The sequence below is a fragment of the Apibacter sp. B3706 genome (genome assembly GCF_011082725.1).
In the GTDB taxonomy this organism is placed as follows: Bacteria; Bacteroidota; Bacteroidia; order Flavobacteriales; family Weeksellaceae; genus Apibacter.
Window position 1 is genome coordinate 242,309 of sequence record NZ_CP049715.1, and the last position, 17,270, is coordinate 259,578.

15 protein-coding genes and 1 tRNA gene are annotated in these 17,270 nt (G+C 31.7%); 9 read left to right on the plus strand and 7 right to left on the minus strand.

The annotated features are described in order from the left end of the window. Positions 1 to 108 precede the first annotated feature (108 nt). From G8C41_RS01055 to G8C41_RS01085, 7 genes are all read right to left on the minus strand, one after another. Positions 109 to 193 (minus strand) — tRNA-Ser (locus G8C41_RS01055). Positions 194 to 262: 69 nt separating this feature from the next. Beyond that, a complete protein-coding gene (gene lysA, locus G8C41_RS01060) occupies positions 263 to 1,477 on the minus strand; it encodes a diaminopimelate decarboxylase (RefSeq protein ID WP_166005857.1) in 1,215 nt (404 codons plus the stop codon). Between the two features lie 67 nt (positions 1,478 to 1,544). Further along, complete coding sequence (locus G8C41_RS01065; RefSeq protein ID WP_166005858.1) at positions 1,545 to 2,561, minus strand: glycosyltransferase family 2 protein; 1,017 nt, start codon at positions 2,559 to 2,561, stop codon at positions 1,545 to 1,547. Continuing rightward, complete coding sequence (locus G8C41_RS01070; RefSeq protein ID WP_166005859.1) at positions 2,525 to 3,400, minus strand: lysophospholipid acyltransferase family protein; 876 nt, start codon at positions 3,398 to 3,400, stop codon at positions 2,525 to 2,527. The genes G8C41_RS01065 and G8C41_RS01070 overlap by 37 nt, the downstream gene beginning before the upstream one ends. Positions 3,401 to 3,471: 71 nt before the next feature. Next, positions 3,472 to 4,488, minus strand: coding sequence for a ferrochelatase (gene hemH / locus G8C41_RS01075; protein WP_166005860.1), 1,017 nt, complete (start codon positions 4,486 to 4,488; stop codon positions 3,472 to 3,474). Between the two features lie 167 nt (positions 4,489 to 4,655). Next, positions 4,656 to 5,921, minus strand: coding sequence for an exonuclease domain-containing protein (locus G8C41_RS01080; RefSeq protein ID WP_160557062.1), 1,266 nt, complete (start codon positions 5,919 to 5,921; stop codon positions 4,656 to 4,658). A 26-nt stretch (positions 5,922 to 5,947) separates the two neighbouring features. Next, the gene (locus tag G8C41_RS01085; protein WP_166005861.1) at positions 5,948 to 7,507 is read right to left on the minus strand and encodes a helicase HerA-like domain-containing protein; all 1,560 of its coding nucleotides are present in this window, start codon (positions 7,505 to 7,507) and stop codon (positions 5,948 to 5,950) included. A 222-nt stretch (positions 7,508 to 7,729) separates the two neighbouring features. Here G8C41_RS01085 and dut point away from each other — a divergent pair, with 222 nt between their 5' ends. The 9 genes from dut (at position 7,730) to G8C41_RS01130 (ending at position 17,149) form a co-directional block, all read left to right on the plus strand. Continuing rightward, complete coding sequence (gene dut / locus G8C41_RS01090; protein WP_166005862.1) at positions 7,730 to 8,164, plus strand: dUTP diphosphatase; 435 nt, start codon at positions 7,730 to 7,732, stop codon at positions 8,162 to 8,164. 50 nt (positions 8,165 to 8,214) lie between these two features. Next, positions 8,215 to 9,225, plus strand: coding sequence for a sugar phosphate nucleotidyltransferase (locus G8C41_RS01095; protein WP_160557065.1), 1,011 nt, complete (start codon positions 8,215 to 8,217; stop codon positions 9,223 to 9,225). Between the two features lie 5 nt (positions 9,226 to 9,230). Beyond that, complete coding sequence (locus G8C41_RS01100; protein WP_166005863.1) at positions 9,231 to 10,025, plus strand: DUF4292 domain-containing protein; 795 nt, start codon at positions 9,231 to 9,233, stop codon at positions 10,023 to 10,025. Beyond that, positions 10,025 to 11,563 carry a murein hydrolase activator EnvC family protein gene (locus tag G8C41_RS01105; protein WP_166005864.1) on the plus strand — a complete coding sequence of 513 codons (1,539 nt, stop codon included), beginning with the start codon at positions 10,025 to 10,027 and terminating at the stop codon, positions 11,561 to 11,563. The genes G8C41_RS01100 and G8C41_RS01105 overlap by 1 nt, the downstream gene beginning before the upstream one ends. 76 nt (positions 11,564 to 11,639) lie before the next feature. Continuing rightward, the gene (gene tatA, locus G8C41_RS01110; RefSeq protein ID WP_160564305.1) at positions 11,640 to 11,834 is read left to right on the plus strand and encodes a twin-arginine translocase TatA/TatE family subunit; all 195 of its coding nucleotides are present in this window, start codon (positions 11,640 to 11,642) and stop codon (positions 11,832 to 11,834) included. A 37-nt stretch (positions 11,835 to 11,871) separates the two neighbouring features. After that, positions 11,872 to 12,480 carry a DUF4254 domain-containing protein gene (locus G8C41_RS01115; protein WP_166005865.1) on the plus strand — a complete coding sequence of 203 codons (609 nt, stop codon included), beginning with the start codon at positions 11,872 to 11,874 and terminating at the stop codon, positions 12,478 to 12,480. Between the two features lie 437 nt (positions 12,481 to 12,917). Then, positions 12,918 to 13,835: a DUF3078 domain-containing protein gene (locus G8C41_RS01120; RefSeq protein ID WP_160569130.1), complete on the plus strand. Its 918-nt coding sequence runs from the start codon at positions 12,918 to 12,920 to the stop codon at positions 13,833 to 13,835. 194 nt (positions 13,836 to 14,029) lie between these two features. Next, positions 14,030 to 14,950, plus strand: coding sequence for a PfkB family carbohydrate kinase (locus G8C41_RS01125; protein ID WP_166005866.1), 921 nt, complete (start codon positions 14,030 to 14,032; stop codon positions 14,948 to 14,950). 84 nt (positions 14,951 to 15,034) lie between these two features. Further along, positions 15,035 to 17,149, plus strand: a complete 2,115-nt coding sequence (locus G8C41_RS01130) for a prolyl oligopeptidase family serine peptidase (RefSeq protein WP_166005867.1) — start codon at positions 15,035 to 15,037, stop codon at positions 17,147 to 17,149. Positions 17,150 to 17,270: the final 121 nt, after the last annotated feature.

The following is a 17,270-nucleotide window of genomic DNA, read 5'->3' on the forward strand; positions in this document are numbered from 1 at the left end:
CAAAAAAATGGCAGAATATGACAGAATATGGCACAGGTAAAAAAACGTAAAAAAGAGCTATAAACCGCGTAAAAACAAGAAAACCCGCTATTTAAGCGGGTTTATTAGCGGAGAGAGAGGGATTCGAACCCCCGGACCTGTTACAGTCAACGGTTTTCAAGACCGCCGCAATCGACCACTCTGCCATCTCTCCGGCTACCTTATAGGTAGGTTATTTTTAACGGTTGCAAATATACAAACCTTTTTTCTTTTTCCAAATTTTTTAAATAGAAATTTCCTCCGTAGTAGTTAATAAATCGTCTAAATTTTCTCTTCGTCTGATTAAGTGAGGTTTACCGTTTATTAATAAAACCTCAGCAGGTTTCAATCTTGAGTTATAATTGGAGGACATGGAGAAACAATAAGCCCCTGCATTTTGGAAACAAAGCAAATCACCTTCGTGTATTTCGCTTATCTTTCGATTCGTTCCAAAAGTATCGGTTTCACAAATATAGCCTACCACAGTATAAAATCGGTGTCTTCCTTCAGGATTGGAAAGATTAGTAATGGTATGGTGAGCATTATAAAACATAGGGCGTATCAAATGATTAAAACCGCTGTCAACTTCAGCAAAAACAGTTGAAGTAGTTTGCTTGATTACATTTACTGAAACAATAAAAAATCCGGATTGACTAACTAAAAATTTACCCGGCTCAAACATAAGGGTCAATTCATGAGGATATGTTTTTTGAAACTCATTTAAACGCTCTCCCAATTTTTTACCCAAATAATTAATATCGGTTTCATGATCTCCTTCCTTATAAGCAACTTTAAATCCGCTTCCGAAATCAATATAATCTAGATCATGAAATTCCTTAGCAACATTAAAAAGTATTTCAGCTCCTTTAAGAAAAACTTCCACATCAAGTATATCGGAACCTGTGTGCATGTGTACTCCTTCCACTTTGATTCCCGTATTATTTACGATTCGCAAAACATGAGGAAGCTGATGAATAGAAATTCCAAATTTCGAATCAATATGGCCGGTTGAAATTTTAGTGTTTCCACCTGCCATAATGTGAGGATTAATTCGAATGCAAACAGGATAATTTTTTATTTCATGACCAAAAGTTTCTAAAATCGAAAGATTATCAATATTGATACGAACGCCTAACTGAACGGCTTGTTTAATCTCTTGAAAAGAAACCCCGTTGGGAGTGTAAATAATTTCTTTTGGTTCGAATCCGGCTCTTAAACCCAACTGAACTTCTTGTATGGATACAGTGTCCAATCCGGAACCAATACTTTTAATGAATTTTAAAATATTAAGATTGGTATTAGCTTTACACGCATAATTTAACTTGACTTTTTTAACGCTTTTAAATGCTTTAACTAGCCTGTTATATTGATTTTTAATTATATCGGCATCATAAACATAAAGAGGAGTGCCAAATTCTTTGGCTAAATTTTCAAGTTGTTGTATTCTTGCTAATTCCATAGTTTTATAAAAATATACAGTTTGTAAAGTTATAAAAAAGTAGATAGCTAAATAAATTAATAAGAATTTATTTTAAGCGCGTGTACGTATTCCTTTTTTCAACAAAGTATTGAAATATAATGTATTTTTTGTTATAATAATTTTTGATTCCGGCTTTACGTTTTTTTAAAAATTTAGGCAACATTCGATAAACAGCAAAATGAGCCCGAACGATAGCCCAACAATGTTTCCAACCATTTGAAAAAAGAAATCTAATTCCTGCCAATCCATCTAATAACAACCGGAATAAAATAATCCATACCACTTGATCGGACGGTAAATTCTTAATAAGCATCAAAAGATTATTCCTGAAATTAAGATAAGTCTTTTCAGGATTGTAAACATCCAAAGTGCCACCACCCACATGATATACCGTAGACTCAGAACAATAATAAATAATTTTACCTTTATTTTTTAATCTCCAGCAAAGATCAATCTCTTCCATATGAGCAAAAAAATCGGAATCGAATCCTTCATTTTCCCAAAAATCCTCCCTTCTTATAAATAAACAAGCTCCGGTTGCCCAAAATATTTCGCAGTTATCATTATATTGTCCCGTATCTTTTTCGAGATTGAAAAAAACTCTTCCACGACAAAACAGATAACCTAAATTATCTATAAAACCACCTGCAGCTCCTGCAAATTCAAAATGATCTTTTTCCTTGTAACTTCTAATTTTAGGCTGAATAGCTGAAATATTCGAATTGTCTTGAAATAATTTTAAAATGGGTACTGTCCAGTTTTCAGTAACTTGCACATCAGAATTTAATAAACAATAAATATCTTCCGAAATAAATTTTAAACCTTCATTATATCCACCCGCATAACCATAATTTTTATTGTTTTGTATGATTTTTACCGACGGAAAATTTTTTTGCAAGTAATATATAGAATCATCCGTTGAGGCATTATCAATTACATATATAGATGAGCCCGGACTGTAATCGATTACCTTTTGTAAAAATTTCTCAAACCAGCCAATTCCATTATAGTTAAGTATAGCAATTGCTAAAGTTGATAATCTATTCCGCTTGTGTATTTCCATCTTTTATGAGACCAAAGCCAAAGACTTGGATTGGATTTTATATTTTGTTCTAATTCAGAGTAAAATTTTTCGACAATTTCGTTTTCCCTGAATTGGTCGCCATCAGGAAGAATACGTTTCAAATGAGCTTCATATTTTCCTCTTTTCACCTTAACCATATCAACATACACAATCGCATAATCTTTTTTTCGAGCAATTTTATCATATCCATTAAAAGCGGGAGTTATTCGATTAAAAAAATTTAATTCATAATGAATTCTACTTTTAAAAGGGCTTTGATCTGCAACAAACAAAAATACATGAGAACCGTCATTAGGCAATTTAATCATGGATCTTACCACCTCTTTAACCGAAAGAGGAACAGTTCCAAACCTGGCGCGCGATTCATGTACTTCCTGATCAAAAAAATTATTTGCCACTTTTTTATATACAGCATATGAATGCTTCTGACTTAAATCCATGGAAATTCCTGTTAACCACTCCCAATTGAACATATGTCCGATAAGCATAATGATATCTTTTTTTTCTTTATGGCATTGTTGCGAAACTTCCAAATTTACAAATTTGATTCTCTCATCATAATCTTCCTCCTTCATCGAAAATGTTTTAATCAGTTCAATCATAAAATCCATAAAATTTCTGTAAAACTGTTTTTGAATTTTCAATCTTTCTTCCTTGGTTTTATCAGGAAAAGCAATTAAGAGATTATTTCTGACAATTTTTTTTCTATAACCAATGATATAATAAATGATAAAATATAAAAATGTTGAGATACCATATAGAACGGGAAAAGATACTTTGGATATCTGAAGTAATATATTCTTAATTAACCTTTTCAAAACAATTGAATATTAAAACAAAAGTAGTAAAGAATTTTATAATTTAAATTTTCTATTGGATAAACCATTGATTAAGATTGATATAAAAAACTGTTAATTTTTTCTTGTAACCAATTAATCCAATTCTCATCTTCATTCAGGCATTTTATATAATGAAATTCTTTGCCACCGCAATCCATAAATAATTTTTTATCCGTTATCGCAAGTTCTTCCAAAGTTTCAAGACAATCGGATACAAAAGCAGGTGCCACAACCGCTATTTTAGATACCCCTTCAGAAGGAAGAGATTCCAAAGTTTTATCAGTATAAGGTTTTAGCCAGGGATCTCTGCCTAATCTGGATTGAAAGGTTTGCCTGATTTTAGATGTATCTAAACCTAATTTTTGGCGAACTTTTTCGGTAACGTAATAGCATTGATGTCGGTAGCAGTAGGGATGAGATGCCAATCCTTTTTCGAAACAACAAGTATCGTCAATTCGGCACTGCTTAGTCGGATCGGTTTTGTAAATATGACGTTCTGGAAGACCGTGATAACTGAATAAAATCAAATCGTAGGATTCGGGCAGCTGTTTTTTTATAGAATTGCTTAAAACCTCTAAATATTCTTCATCATTATAAAAAGGAGGTAGAAAGCTCATTGATATATCCGGGTAATACTTTTTTTGAATTTCTTTAGTCTTTTCTACTACAGTTTCAGTTGTGCTCATTGCATATTGAGGGTATAATGGAATAACCAAAACTTCTGAAACTCCTTGATTTTTTAATTCGAGCAGACCATTTTGAATGGAAGGTTCTTGATATCTCATCGCTAATGCAATGGGATATTTTAACTTTTTTTGCAATAGTTGAGTAATTCTTTTTGAAATTACAACTAAAGGAGAGCCTTCCTTCCACCAAATATTTTGATAGGCATGAGCAGATTCTTTAGGTCTTTTAGGTAAGATCATGCATTCCACAATGAATTTACGAATTAACCACGGCGCATCAATTACCCGTTTGTCCATTAGGAACTCACGCAAATAAACTCGAACATCTTGTTCTGATGGAGTTTTTGGTGATCCCAGATTGACCAAAAGTATCCCTTTCATCTTTTTTTAGTATATATAATTACAAAAATAAGAATCTATTGGTAATAAATTTCTTTTTCTCATAATAAGAACTGATTATATTATAAAATAATTAATTAATTCGTAATACACACCTTATAGAAAAATAGAATGATAAACTTTTTTTAAAAAAAATGTTTAAATTGAATTTAACTGAAAAGGTTGGGTTCTGAAATAACAAATTTTTGTAACTTATTTAAAATGAAAAATTTATTACGTATTTGAAGTAAAATTTCAGCATTTATGGTGGATGGTACCATAATTTTTTTTATTTGTTCTACATTTTTTATTTGTGTGTGCAGAGAATAAAAACCGTATCCTTTAAAATGACCGTTTTCAAAAAACAAAAAAGATTTTTCACCTAATGTTCTTCCCTTATCTGTTAATAAAATATACGTATCTTCTTGAAAATTTATTTCTGAAAGTATATTTACACCACTGTCTATTTTTTTTTGTAAAGAAAGTAATGCATCTTCGGCTTTATCTAAGGTTTCAAAAGCGAATAAAGCATATTTTTTATTTTTAAAATTGATTAAATCAATGCTTAAAGTGGGTGGCGTAAAGAAAATACCGAATATAGTAGTATAATTTTCTTTAGTAGGCTTATAAAGGGGGCGATTAATTTTAATTTCATTTAAAGCCTTTATGTTCGCAATAATTTCATTTCCGGTAAGCTCAAAACTGATTTCTTTGGTTTTAACTTGTAAAATTCTTGACCTTTTACTTTTTGAAGTTAAAATCTGTCTGGCTTTAGTAGAAATATCTAAACCTTTATCGATGTATATAATTTTGTCATTTTCATCATGAAAATAAAAAACTCCGGTTTCAAGGGGAAGCTTTTCTAAAAAAGAAAGTATTTTTTTATTTAAAGATTGGTAGTTGCTATGCTTTATGGATGATCCAATAATATTTTTATGTAAATCTTTAGCTAATAAAAGCTGAAATAATTTAACGGTAGCGCGAGCATCTCCATGAGCTCTGTGTCTATCGCTTACAGGAATTCCCAGCGAATCACAAAGTTTACCTAAAGAATAGGAGGTCATACCCGGAATTAGATTTCGGCTTAATGTGATAGTATCCAGGGTGGGGCGTTGATAATCATATCCTAAACGAGAGAATTCACTGCGTATTACACGATAATCGAAACTAATATTATGTCCAACAAGAATGGCATCATCCGTGATTTCAACAATTCGCTTTGCCAATTCATAAAATTTGGGTGAAGTTTTTACCATTTTTTGCGTAATGCCCGTGAGCTTTTGAACATAAAAATGTATTTCCTTTTCAGGGTTGACTAAAGAGCTAAAAGAATCTGTAATTTTTTCTCCATCGAATCTATATATGGCGATTTCAATTAAACTTTCTTCATTAAATTTACCACCGCTGGTTTCCACATCTAAAATTGCATAGTCCATATAAAAATATCTATACTCGTCAAAAATTAATTTTTTCTTCTTGTATTTTTTTTTATCCCTAAAGCTCCGAAAAACATTTTTGACCCTTCTCGTACAAATGTTCTTCCGATATCTCTAACAAATGGTGAATTCATTATTTTTTCAAATAAAGAGGGTTCGGATTTTTGAGTAGTTGTATTTCCTTTTTTGTTCGTTTGAGTTTCTGTAGTTGTAGAATTTTTATCATCAGAAACGGCATTCATTCTTTCACTAAGAATTTCATAAGCACTTTCTTTATTAATATTTTCCGCATATTTTTTAACCAAGTCTGAATTATTTACAATCTCATCAATTTCATCGGAAGTAAGTACATCCATACGAGAACTCGGTGAGATCATGAATGTATCTGCCAAAGGAGTAGGGATTCCTTTTTCATCTAATGAAGTTACAAATGCTTCTCCTATACCTAATTGTTGTATCAGATCATTGGCTTTATAATACGTAGAAGTCGGATAATTTTCTACCGCTTTGTTTATCTCTTTTTTGTCCTTTGCGGTAAAGCCTCGCAAAGCATGTTGTATCTTTAATCCTAACTGACTTAAAACGCCATCGGGAACATCTCCCGGAACCTGGGTGCAGAAATATAATCCAATACCTTTGGAACGTATAAGCTTAACCATAGTTTCAATCTGATTAAGTAAAGCTTTAGAAGCCTCATTAAATATAAGATGGGCCTCGTCTATAAAAATGGCAAGTTTAGGTTTGTCAAGATCACCTACCTCAGGAAAGGTCTGATATATTTCAGACAATAAGCTCAACATAAAAGTTGAAAAAAATTGGGGTTGATTTTGAATATCTGTTAAACGAATAATACTCACAACTCCCAACCCGTTTCTAACTTCCAATAAATCGTCTGTATTAAAGCTGGGTTCTCCAAAAAAACGACCGGCGCCTTGTTGTTCTAAAGAAACAATCTTTCTTAAAATTGAACCTAAAGAGCTGGGAGCAATTGAACCGTAATTTTGAGCTAATTCCGATTTACCTTGATCATTGTCGGAGACAAATTGTAAAACTTTTCGTAAATCGTCAAGATCAAGTAAGGGAAGTTTTTTATCATCACAATATTTAAAAAGTATTGACATGATACTGGTTTGAACATCATTAAGTTCAAGGATTTTACTTAATAATATAGGACCAAATTCAGTAATCGTAGCTCTGAGTTTGACTCCCTTTTCTTGTGAAATAGTTAGTAATTCCACTGGGAAACCTTGCGTATGGTAAGATAAACCTAATTTTTTATAACGTTCCAGTATTTTTGGGTTATTAGGATCACCGGCTTTTGCAATACCGCTTAAATCCCCTTTAATATCCATTAATAAGGTTGGAACACCTTTAAGAGAAAGTTGCTCGGCCAATACCTGAAGAGTTTTGGTTTTTCCGGTGCCCGTAGCACCCGCAATTAAACCGTGTCGGTTTATCATTTTTAAAGGAACTGATATTTCAACTTCCGGTACTATTTGGCCATCTAACATAGCTTTTCCAAGCATTATTTTCTCTCCCTTATAATTATAACGAGAAGTAAGGTCTTTAATAAACATTTCTTTCATTATAAGAAAATTATAATTATTATAAAGTTGTAAAGTTAGTGTTTTTATATAGTATGTAAGAGGATATCTTTGCTAAATGTATATTATTATATTACATTCCTATTTATGTATAAATTTAAAATGGCTATCCTTTAAATAAGTAATTAGATAATTTAAGTTATTTTTTGTAATTTGTGAATTTTATTATTATTTTGTAAAGTAATAAAAATAGGGATAATTATAATGAAAATTAAAATTATAAATAAATCAAAGCATGAGCTGCCCGAATACAAAACTGCCTTTTCCGCAGGAATGGATCTAAGAGCAAACTTGGAAGCTTCTGTATTATTAAAGCCTTTGGAAAGAAAAATAATACCTACAGGACTATACATTGAAATACCTCCCGGATATGAAGGGCAAATCCGTCCAAGAAGTGGATTAGCCATTAAACACGGAATTGGTTGTCCTAATTCTCCGGGAACTATAGATGCTGACTATAGAGGTGAATTAGGGGTAATTTTAGTAAATCTTTCTAAAGAAGATTTTATTATAAATGATGGAGAGAGGATAGCGCAATTAGTGATAGCAAAACATGAAACAATAGTTTGGGAAGAAGTGGAAGAATTGAGTGAAACGGTGAGAGGTGCAGGGGGATATGGAAGTTCAGGAATCAAATAAAATTAGTAATACTAAAAAAACTTTTTAAGAACATTTTAATTAGATAAATTATGAGAATTATTGTTCCAATGGCCGGTAAAGGGTCAAGGTTAAGGCCGCATACATTGACTATTCCAAAACCATTGATACCTATTGCAGGAAAACCCATCGTTCAAAGATTAGTTGAAGACATCGCTAAAGTAGTGGATGATAAAATAGAAGAAATAGCATTTATAATAGGCGATTTTGGACAAGAAACGGAAAATCAATTGATAGATATTGCTGAAAAATTAGGAGCTAAAGGTACTATCTATCATCAATTATGTCCCTTAGGAACGGCACATGCCATTCATTGTGCGAAAGAAAGTATGAAAGGCCCCATTATAATTGCATTTGCGGATACTTTATTTAAAGCAGATTTTCAATTAGATAAAAATTCAGATGGAGTAATATGGGTTAAAAAAGTGGAAGATCCGAGTGCTTTTGGAGTGGTGAAATTAGATGAATACGGTATTATAAAAGGAATCGTTGAAAAACCCAAAGAGTTTGTCTCCGATTTAGCAATTATTGGTATTTATTATTTCAAGGATGCAGATAAATTAATGAATGAAATAAATTATCTGATTGATAACGATATTAAAGTTGCTAATGAATATCAGCTGACCAATGCTTTAGATATTCTAAGAGATAAAGGTGCTAAATTTACACTCGGAAAAGTAGATGACTGGATGGATTGTGGAAACAAGGATGTAACGGTAGAAACTAATTCTAAAATTTTAAATTATGAAAAAGATGAATTAGCTTTATATCCTGAAAGTGCTAAAATTGAAAACAGTTTAATTATTCCACCGTGTTTCATCGGTGAAAATGTAGAAATAATTAACTCAAAAATAGGTCCCAATGTTTCTTTAGGCAATGGAACTAAAATTAATAAAAGTAATATAGAAAATTCGTTGATACAAGAAAACACTCAAATCAGTCATGGAAATCTTACCAATTCAATGATTGGTAATTCGGCTAAGTATATTGGGGTCTCTCGATCATTAAGCTTAGGTGACTTTAGTGTATTGGAAACTAAATAAAAGATATGAAAAAATTACTGATTCTATTCTTGGCTTCTGCATTGATATTTTCATGTAAAACCCAAAAAGAAATATCCATCAATGAAAAAGAAATTAAGTATGAAAATGCAAGTGTTGAAAATTTAATTAAAACTATTGCTCAACCTGTCGATTTTACTACTTTAAAGATAAAAGCCAATGCAGATATAGAATCGGGAAATTCATATCCTTCGGTAGCCTTAACCCTATATATCGATAAAGGAAATCAAATTTGGGCTAACGCATCTTTAATTCTTCCTTTAGCAAGAGCTTCCATTTATCCGGAAGGATTTAAGATGTACGAAAGATTAGGAAAAACATATGTTGATTCAAATTTTGATTATTTAAATAATCTTTTAAAAGTTGATTTTTTAACCTATAAAAATATTGAAGATTTATTGATAGGTAAATTATTTTTTCCTTTAGATATCAACGATTTTAATTTTTCAATTGAGAATAATTATTATATACTTACTTCCAAAAAAACTATGAAAGTAGGCAGCGGTAAAGATGCAAGAAATTTTTCAAGAAGACTTACCTTCGATTCCAATTTTAATTTGAAACAGATACGTATGGATGATCCATCAAAAAATACGTATTTACAGATAGATTATGATGATTATATAAATATTGAGAATAAAATTTTGCCAAGAAATATTAAAATTTTCATAAAAGGAGAAAAAGAGATTAAAATTACATTGAATTATAATAAATTTGAGTTCGTTAATATGGAAACGCCTTTTGAAATTCCAAAGGGATATTCGCAAAGAAAAATTAATTAATGGCTATTAATAAAAAAATATATACATTTTTCTTTCTTTTACTAACTATATTTATCTATAGTCAGTTACCCTATAAGAAAGAAGACCTTCAAAAACAGAGTGCTCAGTTAAAACAAGAGATTGCCGAACTAAACAAGGCTTTGATTTCAAGTAAAAATGAATCGAAAACATCTATTACATATATTGCGAATCTTAATAAAAAAATCAGCGTACGGGCAAAATTGATCAACACCACACGGAAAGAAGCCAGAGTATTAGATGAAGAAATATATTTAAATCAATTAGCAGTTAATAAATTACGAAGAGAATTAAAAAAGCTGAGAGAAGATTATGCAGATGTATTGATACGATCCTATAAAAATAAATCCGTTCAAAATAAGATTTTATTCATTTTATCGTCAGAAAACATATCCCAAGCTTTTCGACGCATAAAATATTTACAGAAATATTCGGAATTCCAAGATGAAAAAGTTGCTGAAATTAATGAAAAACAACAGCAAATTTTACATACCATCGAATTAAGAGAAGCCGCAAAAAAAGAAAAATTAGTGGTTTTGGCTCAACAACAAGCCCAAATTAATCAACTAAACACAGAAAAGAAAGAAAAAGAAATTTTAGTTGAGCGATATATGAAGGAGCAAGGTGATTTAGCTGAAAAAATAAAGCAAAAGCAATCACAAAGAAAGGCTTTGGAAAGACAGGTTCAAGCAATTATTGCAGAAGAGCTTAGAGTCGTTAAGGCGAAAGAGGCTGAAGAAAGAAGAAAGGCAGAAGAAGCAGAAAGATTACGAAAAAAAACAATAGAAGAAGAACGAGCTAAAAAAGCAATGGAGGCTCATATGGCGGCAGAAAAAATGGCTGCGCAAAAAGCGGCTGCAGCTAAAAAAGCAGCAGAACAAGCCTTAGCCGCTAAATTAGCAGCTGAAAAAGAGGCTAATGATAAAGCAGCAGCAAAAAGGGCGGACGACGCTAGAAAAGCTGCAGAAAAGGCAGCTGCAGAAAAGGCGGCAGCCGAAAAATTAGCATCCCAAAAAGCACAAGATGCAAAAATTGCAGAAGAAAAAGCAGTTGCAAAGAAGAAGTCCTTAGATATTCCTAACATAAATACGAGTGCTTCAGAAACACTGTCTAGAAATTTTGAAGCCAATAAAAACTCACTTCCTTGGCCGGTTGCAGGAACAGTGGTTTCCGGATTTGGTAGAACGCCACATCCGGTAGTACCGAATATTTATGTAGAGCATCAAGGCGTTGAGATAGCTGCTGCACCGGGTAGTTTGGCTAAATCCGTATTTAACGGATCGGTAAGCAGAATTTTGATAGTTCCCGGAGGAGGGAAAGCTGTATTGATCAGTCATGGAAATTATTTTACCTTATATTCAAACCTTTCAACCGTTATTGTTTCCGTAGGAGACAAAGTAAAAACAGGTCAAGCGTTAGGTAAAATTTACACAGACGATACGAATACCACCCTTTTAGGGTTCCAGGTATGGAAAGGTACTGTTCCTCAAAATCCATCCAACTGGTTATCCGGTATGTAAGTTATTTATAGAAAATGTATTATTGAAGTTAAGAATTTTCAAAAATTCATTAACTTTGAAACAAATCAAAAAAATTATGAGATTATTTGAACATCCTATGTCTATAGTAATAATATTGATTGTAGTATTATTATTGTTTGGTGGGAAAAAAATTCCTGAATTGATGAGAGGTTTAGGAACAGGTTTGAAGGAGTTTAAAGATGCTACTAAGTCAGATGATGAAAAGAAAAAAGATTCTCAATCATCAACCAATTCCAAAGAAGAAAACTAATCACGAATTAATTATTAGTAAAATAATAAATAACAACATGAAATTTACAGAAAAAGCCTGGAAAATATTTAATCAAAGTATTCAGGATTATCATGTAAAAGATGATGTAAACCAGAAAATTAACAATCCATATCCTCAAGATAGCCTTGAACATTTATTGTATTTAAAAAATTGGATTGATACCGTTCAATGGCATTTGGAAGACCTAATTAGAGATGAAAATATTGATCCGATTGAAGCCTTACGATTAAAAAGGTGGATTGACAAATCTAATCAAGAAAGGACTGATCGGGTAGAAAATTTGGACAGCTGGTTTTTAAATAAATATAAGGACGTTCAAATTCTTCCCGATGCAAAAATAAATACGGAAAGTCCGGCTTGGGCGATAGATCGTTTATCGATTTTATCTTTAAAGATTTATCATATGAAAGCTGAGGTTGAACGTCCGGATGCAGGGCAAGAACACAAAGAAAGCTGTCAGAAAAAATTAGACGTTTTACAACAACAGTATGTGGATCTGTCTACTGCAATAGAAGAACTTTTAGAAGACTACTTAGCCGGGAAAAAGTATATGAAAGTATATAAACAAATGAAGATGTACAATGATGATGAATTAAATCCGGTTCTTTATAAAAGCAAAAAATAAAATTTATCTTTTAGTTAGTATAAATTAGTTACATCATATATAGCTGAATAATAACAATAGCTATATATGATATAGCTCTTATAGTTATTTTTATTTTTTTTGCATTCATGTTCATTTTGATTTTACCTCACTATAAAACACTCTCCATTTATATTTCTATGAAGTATTTTGCGACCAATAAATACTTAAAAATTCTCATTTTTTAATAAATAATTAGTAAGGTTATCAACAATACGCATATTTAATTTTGAATTTAGATAATATACGAATATATTCGTATATTATTTATTTCATTAAACAAGAAACTTACATAACACAAGAAAAACAATATCAATTCAATCCTTTAATTGATAAATAACGAAATAAAATGTAAACTAATGCGTAAATTGAATACTTGCTATATTTAACTTTTTTTAAAACCAATAAATCGATCAAGAATGATGAAGAAAATTTTATTATTTTTATTTGTATCCATCCTTTCACAATTTATTTATGCTCAACAATTAGGTACAGAAAATCCTGTTACAGATACGGTAACCGTTCCCAAGAAAACTAAAAATTGGAAAATTAGTGGAGACCATTCACTTATAGTAAATCAAAGTTCATTTTCACATTGGATAGCCGGAGGAACAAATTCTTTTGGAGGATCAGCAAGAATAAAATATTCCTTAGATTACAAAAAAGGAAAAAATATTTTTAAAAATACAATAACTATCGGTTATGGTCAAGTTAACAACAAAAACGATAAGATGAGAAAAACAGATGATATCTTGTTACTTGAATCGATGTATGGACGGAGCATATCTAAGAATTGGTATGCAAGTATAGATATGTCTTTTAAAACACAAATGTTTAACGGATATGATTATTCTGCCCATCCGGATTACACTTCCAAAGACAGAATTTCCTCTTTTATGTCTCCGGGCTATTTAACGTTGGGGGTTGGTTTTGAATATAAACCGGATGGAAATTTTCAATTATCATTATTACCCATAACCTCTAAAAATACATTTGTTCTGGACAGAAAATTGCAGAAAAAAGATAATTACGGATTAAAACATGACGGAGACTGTATGTTTATGGAACTTGGGGCAATGGTTACCGCTAAATATAAAGTTGAAATCATGAAAAATGTTGTTTGGGATAATGCTTTGTCTTTATTTACCAATTACTTATCTCACACCGAAAGGGTTGATGTGAATTTTGGAAGTGTTATAGATATGAAAGTCAATAACCATATATCCACGAAACTAACCTTTGACTTAATTTATGATCACGATCAAATAGAAAGAGTTCAAACAAGACAAACATTTGGGATAGGCTTATCCTACGGATTTAAGTCAAAAAATAAATAGCCGTAAGGAGAATAGAATTAGTTATCGAAAATAAAAATCAACCTGAATTAATTTAAACATATATTTAATAACTATTGAAGAATAGGCATTTAAGTAAAAAATATTTTATAAAACAGGATATATTTTTCGGTAAAACTTTTCTTATCTTTTACAATAGGTTTATCTTTGTAGACACACAATTTTAATTAAAATAAATGAAATTACTAGCAGTGGGTACCGTAGCATACGATGCCATAGAAACCCCATTTGGGAAAACTGATAAAATTTTAGGCGGAGCTGCCACTTATATAGGTTTGGCTGCTTCCAAGCTGGAAGCAGAAGTTAACCTTGTTTCTGTAATTGGCGGTGATTTTAAACCTGAATATATAGAGGTATTTCATAAAAATTCCATAGGTATTGAAGGAGTAAAAAAAATAGAAGACGGAAAAACTTTTTTTTGGTCAGGAAAATATCATATAGATATGAATAATCGAGACACATTAATCACCGAATTAAATGTGTTGGAAAATTTTGAGCCAAAAATACCCGATTCTCAAAAAAATTCTGAAATTGTAATGTTAGGAAATTTACATCCCGCCATACAATTATCCGTTTTAGAACAAATGACTGATAAACCAAAATTGGTAATCTTAGATACTATGGACTTCTGGATGAATACCGCTTGGGATTCATTGCTTCAAATTATTTCTAAAGTAGATGTATTAACAGTAAACGATGCAGAAGCCCGACAATTATCGGGGGAATTCAGCTTAGTTAAAGCAGCAAAAAAAATTCAAAGCATGGGTCCTAAGGTAGTGATTATAAAAAAAGGTGAACATGGTGCCTTATTGTTTAATGAAAATAAAATATTTTTTGCTCCCGCTCTGCCTTTAGAAGATGTTTTTGATCCAACGGGTGCCGGAGATACTTTTGCCGGAGGATTTGCAGGTTACATAACCCAAACGGCAGATTTATCCTATGAAAACATGAAAAAAGCCATTATCGTGGGAAGTGCATTAGCTTCTTTCACGGTTGAAAAATTCGGTACAGAGAAATTACAAGAGTTATCTTCCATGGAATATGAAAATAGACTTAATGAATTCAAAAATTTGACCGAATATAATTACAGCTTTTAATATTTTTAACATCCATAATTTTATCTAACCTTTAATTTGTTAATTAAAGGTTTTTTTTAATTTTATAATTATTAATTAGTTTTTATGATAAAACCAAAAATAATTACGTTAAGTTTAGTCTCATGCTTAACCGTAAATGCACAACACATGAAATATCCTAATACAGAAAAAGAATCGGTAGTTGACGAATATTTTGGAGAAAAAGTTCCGGCTCCTTATAGATGGTTGGAAGATGATCAATCTCCCAAAACTAAACAATGGATAAAAACTCAAAATGAGTTGACATTTGAATATTTACATAACATACCGTTTAGAAATCAACTAAAAGACCAGCTTAAAAAGCTGTGGAATTATGAAAGAATTTCAGCACCTTTTGAGGAAGGAAATTATATCTATTATTATAAAAATAATGGATTGCAGCCTCAGTCGGTGCTTTATAGAAAATTAACTTCCGGAGGAAAAGAAGAGGTATTTTTAGATCCCAACACCTTTTCTAAAGACGGTACATCTTCTTTAGGTGATATTTCTTTCAGTAAAGACGGAAGCCTGGCCGCTTATCAAATATCGGAAGGTGGTTCAGATTGGAGGAAAGTAGTAGTAATAGAAACCCAAACTAAAAAACAGATTGGAGATACATTAACTCACGTTAAATTTTCAAACATAGCTTGGAAATCCAATGAAGGATTTTATTATTCGAGTTATCAAAAGCCGAAAGAAGGAAGTCAATTATCAGGGAAAACAGAACATCATATCTTGTATTTTCATTCCTTAAAGGAATCTCAATCCAAAGACCCGATAATTTTCGGGGGAGAAGAAACACCAAGAAGATATATCAATGCAAAGGTTTCCGAAGATCAACGATATATAATAATCACGGCAGCAAATTCAACATCGGGTAATGAACTATATATTCTGGACACCCAAAATAAAAATAAAATACAACCCATCGTAACCGGTTTTACCAATAATTACGAAGTAATCACTACCGATGGAGATTGGTTATATATTGAAACCAATGAACAGGCACCCAATAAAAAATTGGTTAGATTGAATGTAACACAATTAGGGCAGAAAGAGCCGAAATGGGAAACGATCATACCGGAGTCTGAATCAGTCTTACATGTGACCGGTGCTAATAAATATTTTTTTGCTAACTATATTGTTGATGTACATTCTGAAGTGAAGCAATTCGATTTAAATGGTAACTTAATACGAACCTTACCATTACCCGGATTAGGTCAGGCAACAGGCTTTACAGGAAAATCTCATCAAAAAGAAATATATTATTCCTTTACAAGCTACATATATCCATCAACCGTTTTTAAGTTAGATACGGAAAACGGAAAATCAGAGCTGTACAAAAAACCTGAGATAAACTTTGATCCGCATCAATTTGAGAGTAAACAAATTTTTTATACTTCATCAGACGGAACGAAAATTCCGATGACAATTACTTATAAAAAAGGGACACAGTTCAATGGGAAAAATCCAACCCTTTTATATGGATATGGAGGATTCGAAATTAGTCTGCTTCCCGTATTTTCTGTAGCGACTGCCGTGTGGTTACAAAATGGAGGAGTCTATGCAGTTGCTAACCTTCGAGGAGGAGGGGAATACGGTAGAAAGTGGCATGACGCAGGAACTCAATTAAAGAAAAAAAATGTATTTGAAGATTTTATAGCCGCCGGTGAATATTTAATATCCAACAAATATACCTCTTCAGAATACTTAGCCTTATCGGGAGGATCCAATGGAGGATTGTTAGTAGGAGCAGTAATGACCATGCGACCAAATTTAGCCAAAGTTGCCTTACCCGCTGTGGGTGTTCTTGATATGTTACGATATCATACGTTTACCGCCGGAGCCGGGTGGGCGTATGATTATGGAACAGCAGAAGATAATAAAGAAATGTTTACTTATCTTAAATCCTATTCTCCGGTACATAATGTTAAAAAAGGAATTTGCTATCCTGCAACATTACTTACTACCGGAGATCATGATGACCGAGTAGTTCCTTCTCATTCCTATAAATTTGCTGCAGAATTGCAAGAAAAACAAAATTGCAAAAATCCGGTTTTAATAAGAATTGAAACCAGGGCCGGACATGGAGCCGGAAAACCTGTTGATTTACTTATTGAAGAAACTGCAGATAAATTTGCTTTTGCTTTTAAAAATTTCGGAATTAAAGAGTTAAAATAGATACAAAAAACCAAAAATAACCCCGAGGGATTGCTTTATTTTATAGCAATCCCTTATTTTTTTAAATAAAAATATAATTACATGGTATTAAATTAATTTTATTTTATACCTTTGATAGATA

Bases quoted from the DNA above. Each gene is read 5' to 3' on its own strand.
- G8C41_RS01065 (WP_166005858.1), bottom strand. From the start codon at position 2,561: ATGGAAATACACAAGCGGAATAGATTATCAACTTTAGCAATTGCTATA.
- G8C41_RS01105 (WP_166005864.1), top strand. From the start codon at position 10,025: ATGGCTATTAATAAAAAAATATATACATTTTTCTTTCTTTTACTAACT.
- G8C41_RS01080 (WP_160557062.1), bottom strand. From the start codon at position 5,921: ATGGACTATGCAATTTTAGATGTGGAAACCAGCGGTGGTAAATTTAAT.
- G8C41_RS01085 (WP_166005861.1), bottom strand. From the start codon at position 7,507: ATGAAAGAAATGTTTATTAAAGACCTTACTTCTCGTTATAATTATAAG.
- G8C41_RS01120 (WP_160569130.1), top strand. From the start codon at position 12,918: ATGATGAAGAAAATTTTATTATTTTTATTTGTATCCATCCTTTCACAA.
- G8C41_RS01095 (WP_160557065.1), top strand. From the start codon at position 8,215: ATGAGAATTATTGTTCCAATGGCCGGTAAAGGGTCAAGGTTAAGGCCG.
- dut (WP_166005862.1), top strand. From the start codon at position 7,730: ATGAAAATTAAAATTATAAATAAATCAAAGCATGAGCTGCCCGAATAC.
- tatA (WP_160564305.1), top strand. From the start codon at position 11,640: ATGAGATTATTTGAACATCCTATGTCTATAGTAATAATATTGATTGTA.
- G8C41_RS01125 (WP_166005866.1), top strand. From the start codon at position 14,030: ATGAAATTACTAGCAGTGGGTACCGTAGCATACGATGCCATAGAAACC.
- G8C41_RS01115 (WP_166005865.1), top strand. From the start codon at position 11,872: ATGAAATTTACAGAAAAAGCCTGGAAAATATTTAATCAAAGTATTCAG.
- hemH (WP_166005860.1), bottom strand. From the start codon at position 4,488: ATGAAAGGGATACTTTTGGTCAATCTGGGATCACCAAAAACTCCATCA.
- lysA (WP_166005857.1), bottom strand. From the start codon at position 1,477: ATGGAATTAGCAAGAATACAACAACTTGAAAATTTAGCCAAAGAATTT.
- G8C41_RS01130 (WP_166005867.1), top strand. From the start codon at position 15,035: ATGATAAAACCAAAAATAATTACGTTAAGTTTAGTCTCATGCTTAACC.
- G8C41_RS01100 (WP_166005863.1), top strand. From the start codon at position 9,231: ATGAAAAAATTACTGATTCTATTCTTGGCTTCTGCATTGATATTTTCA.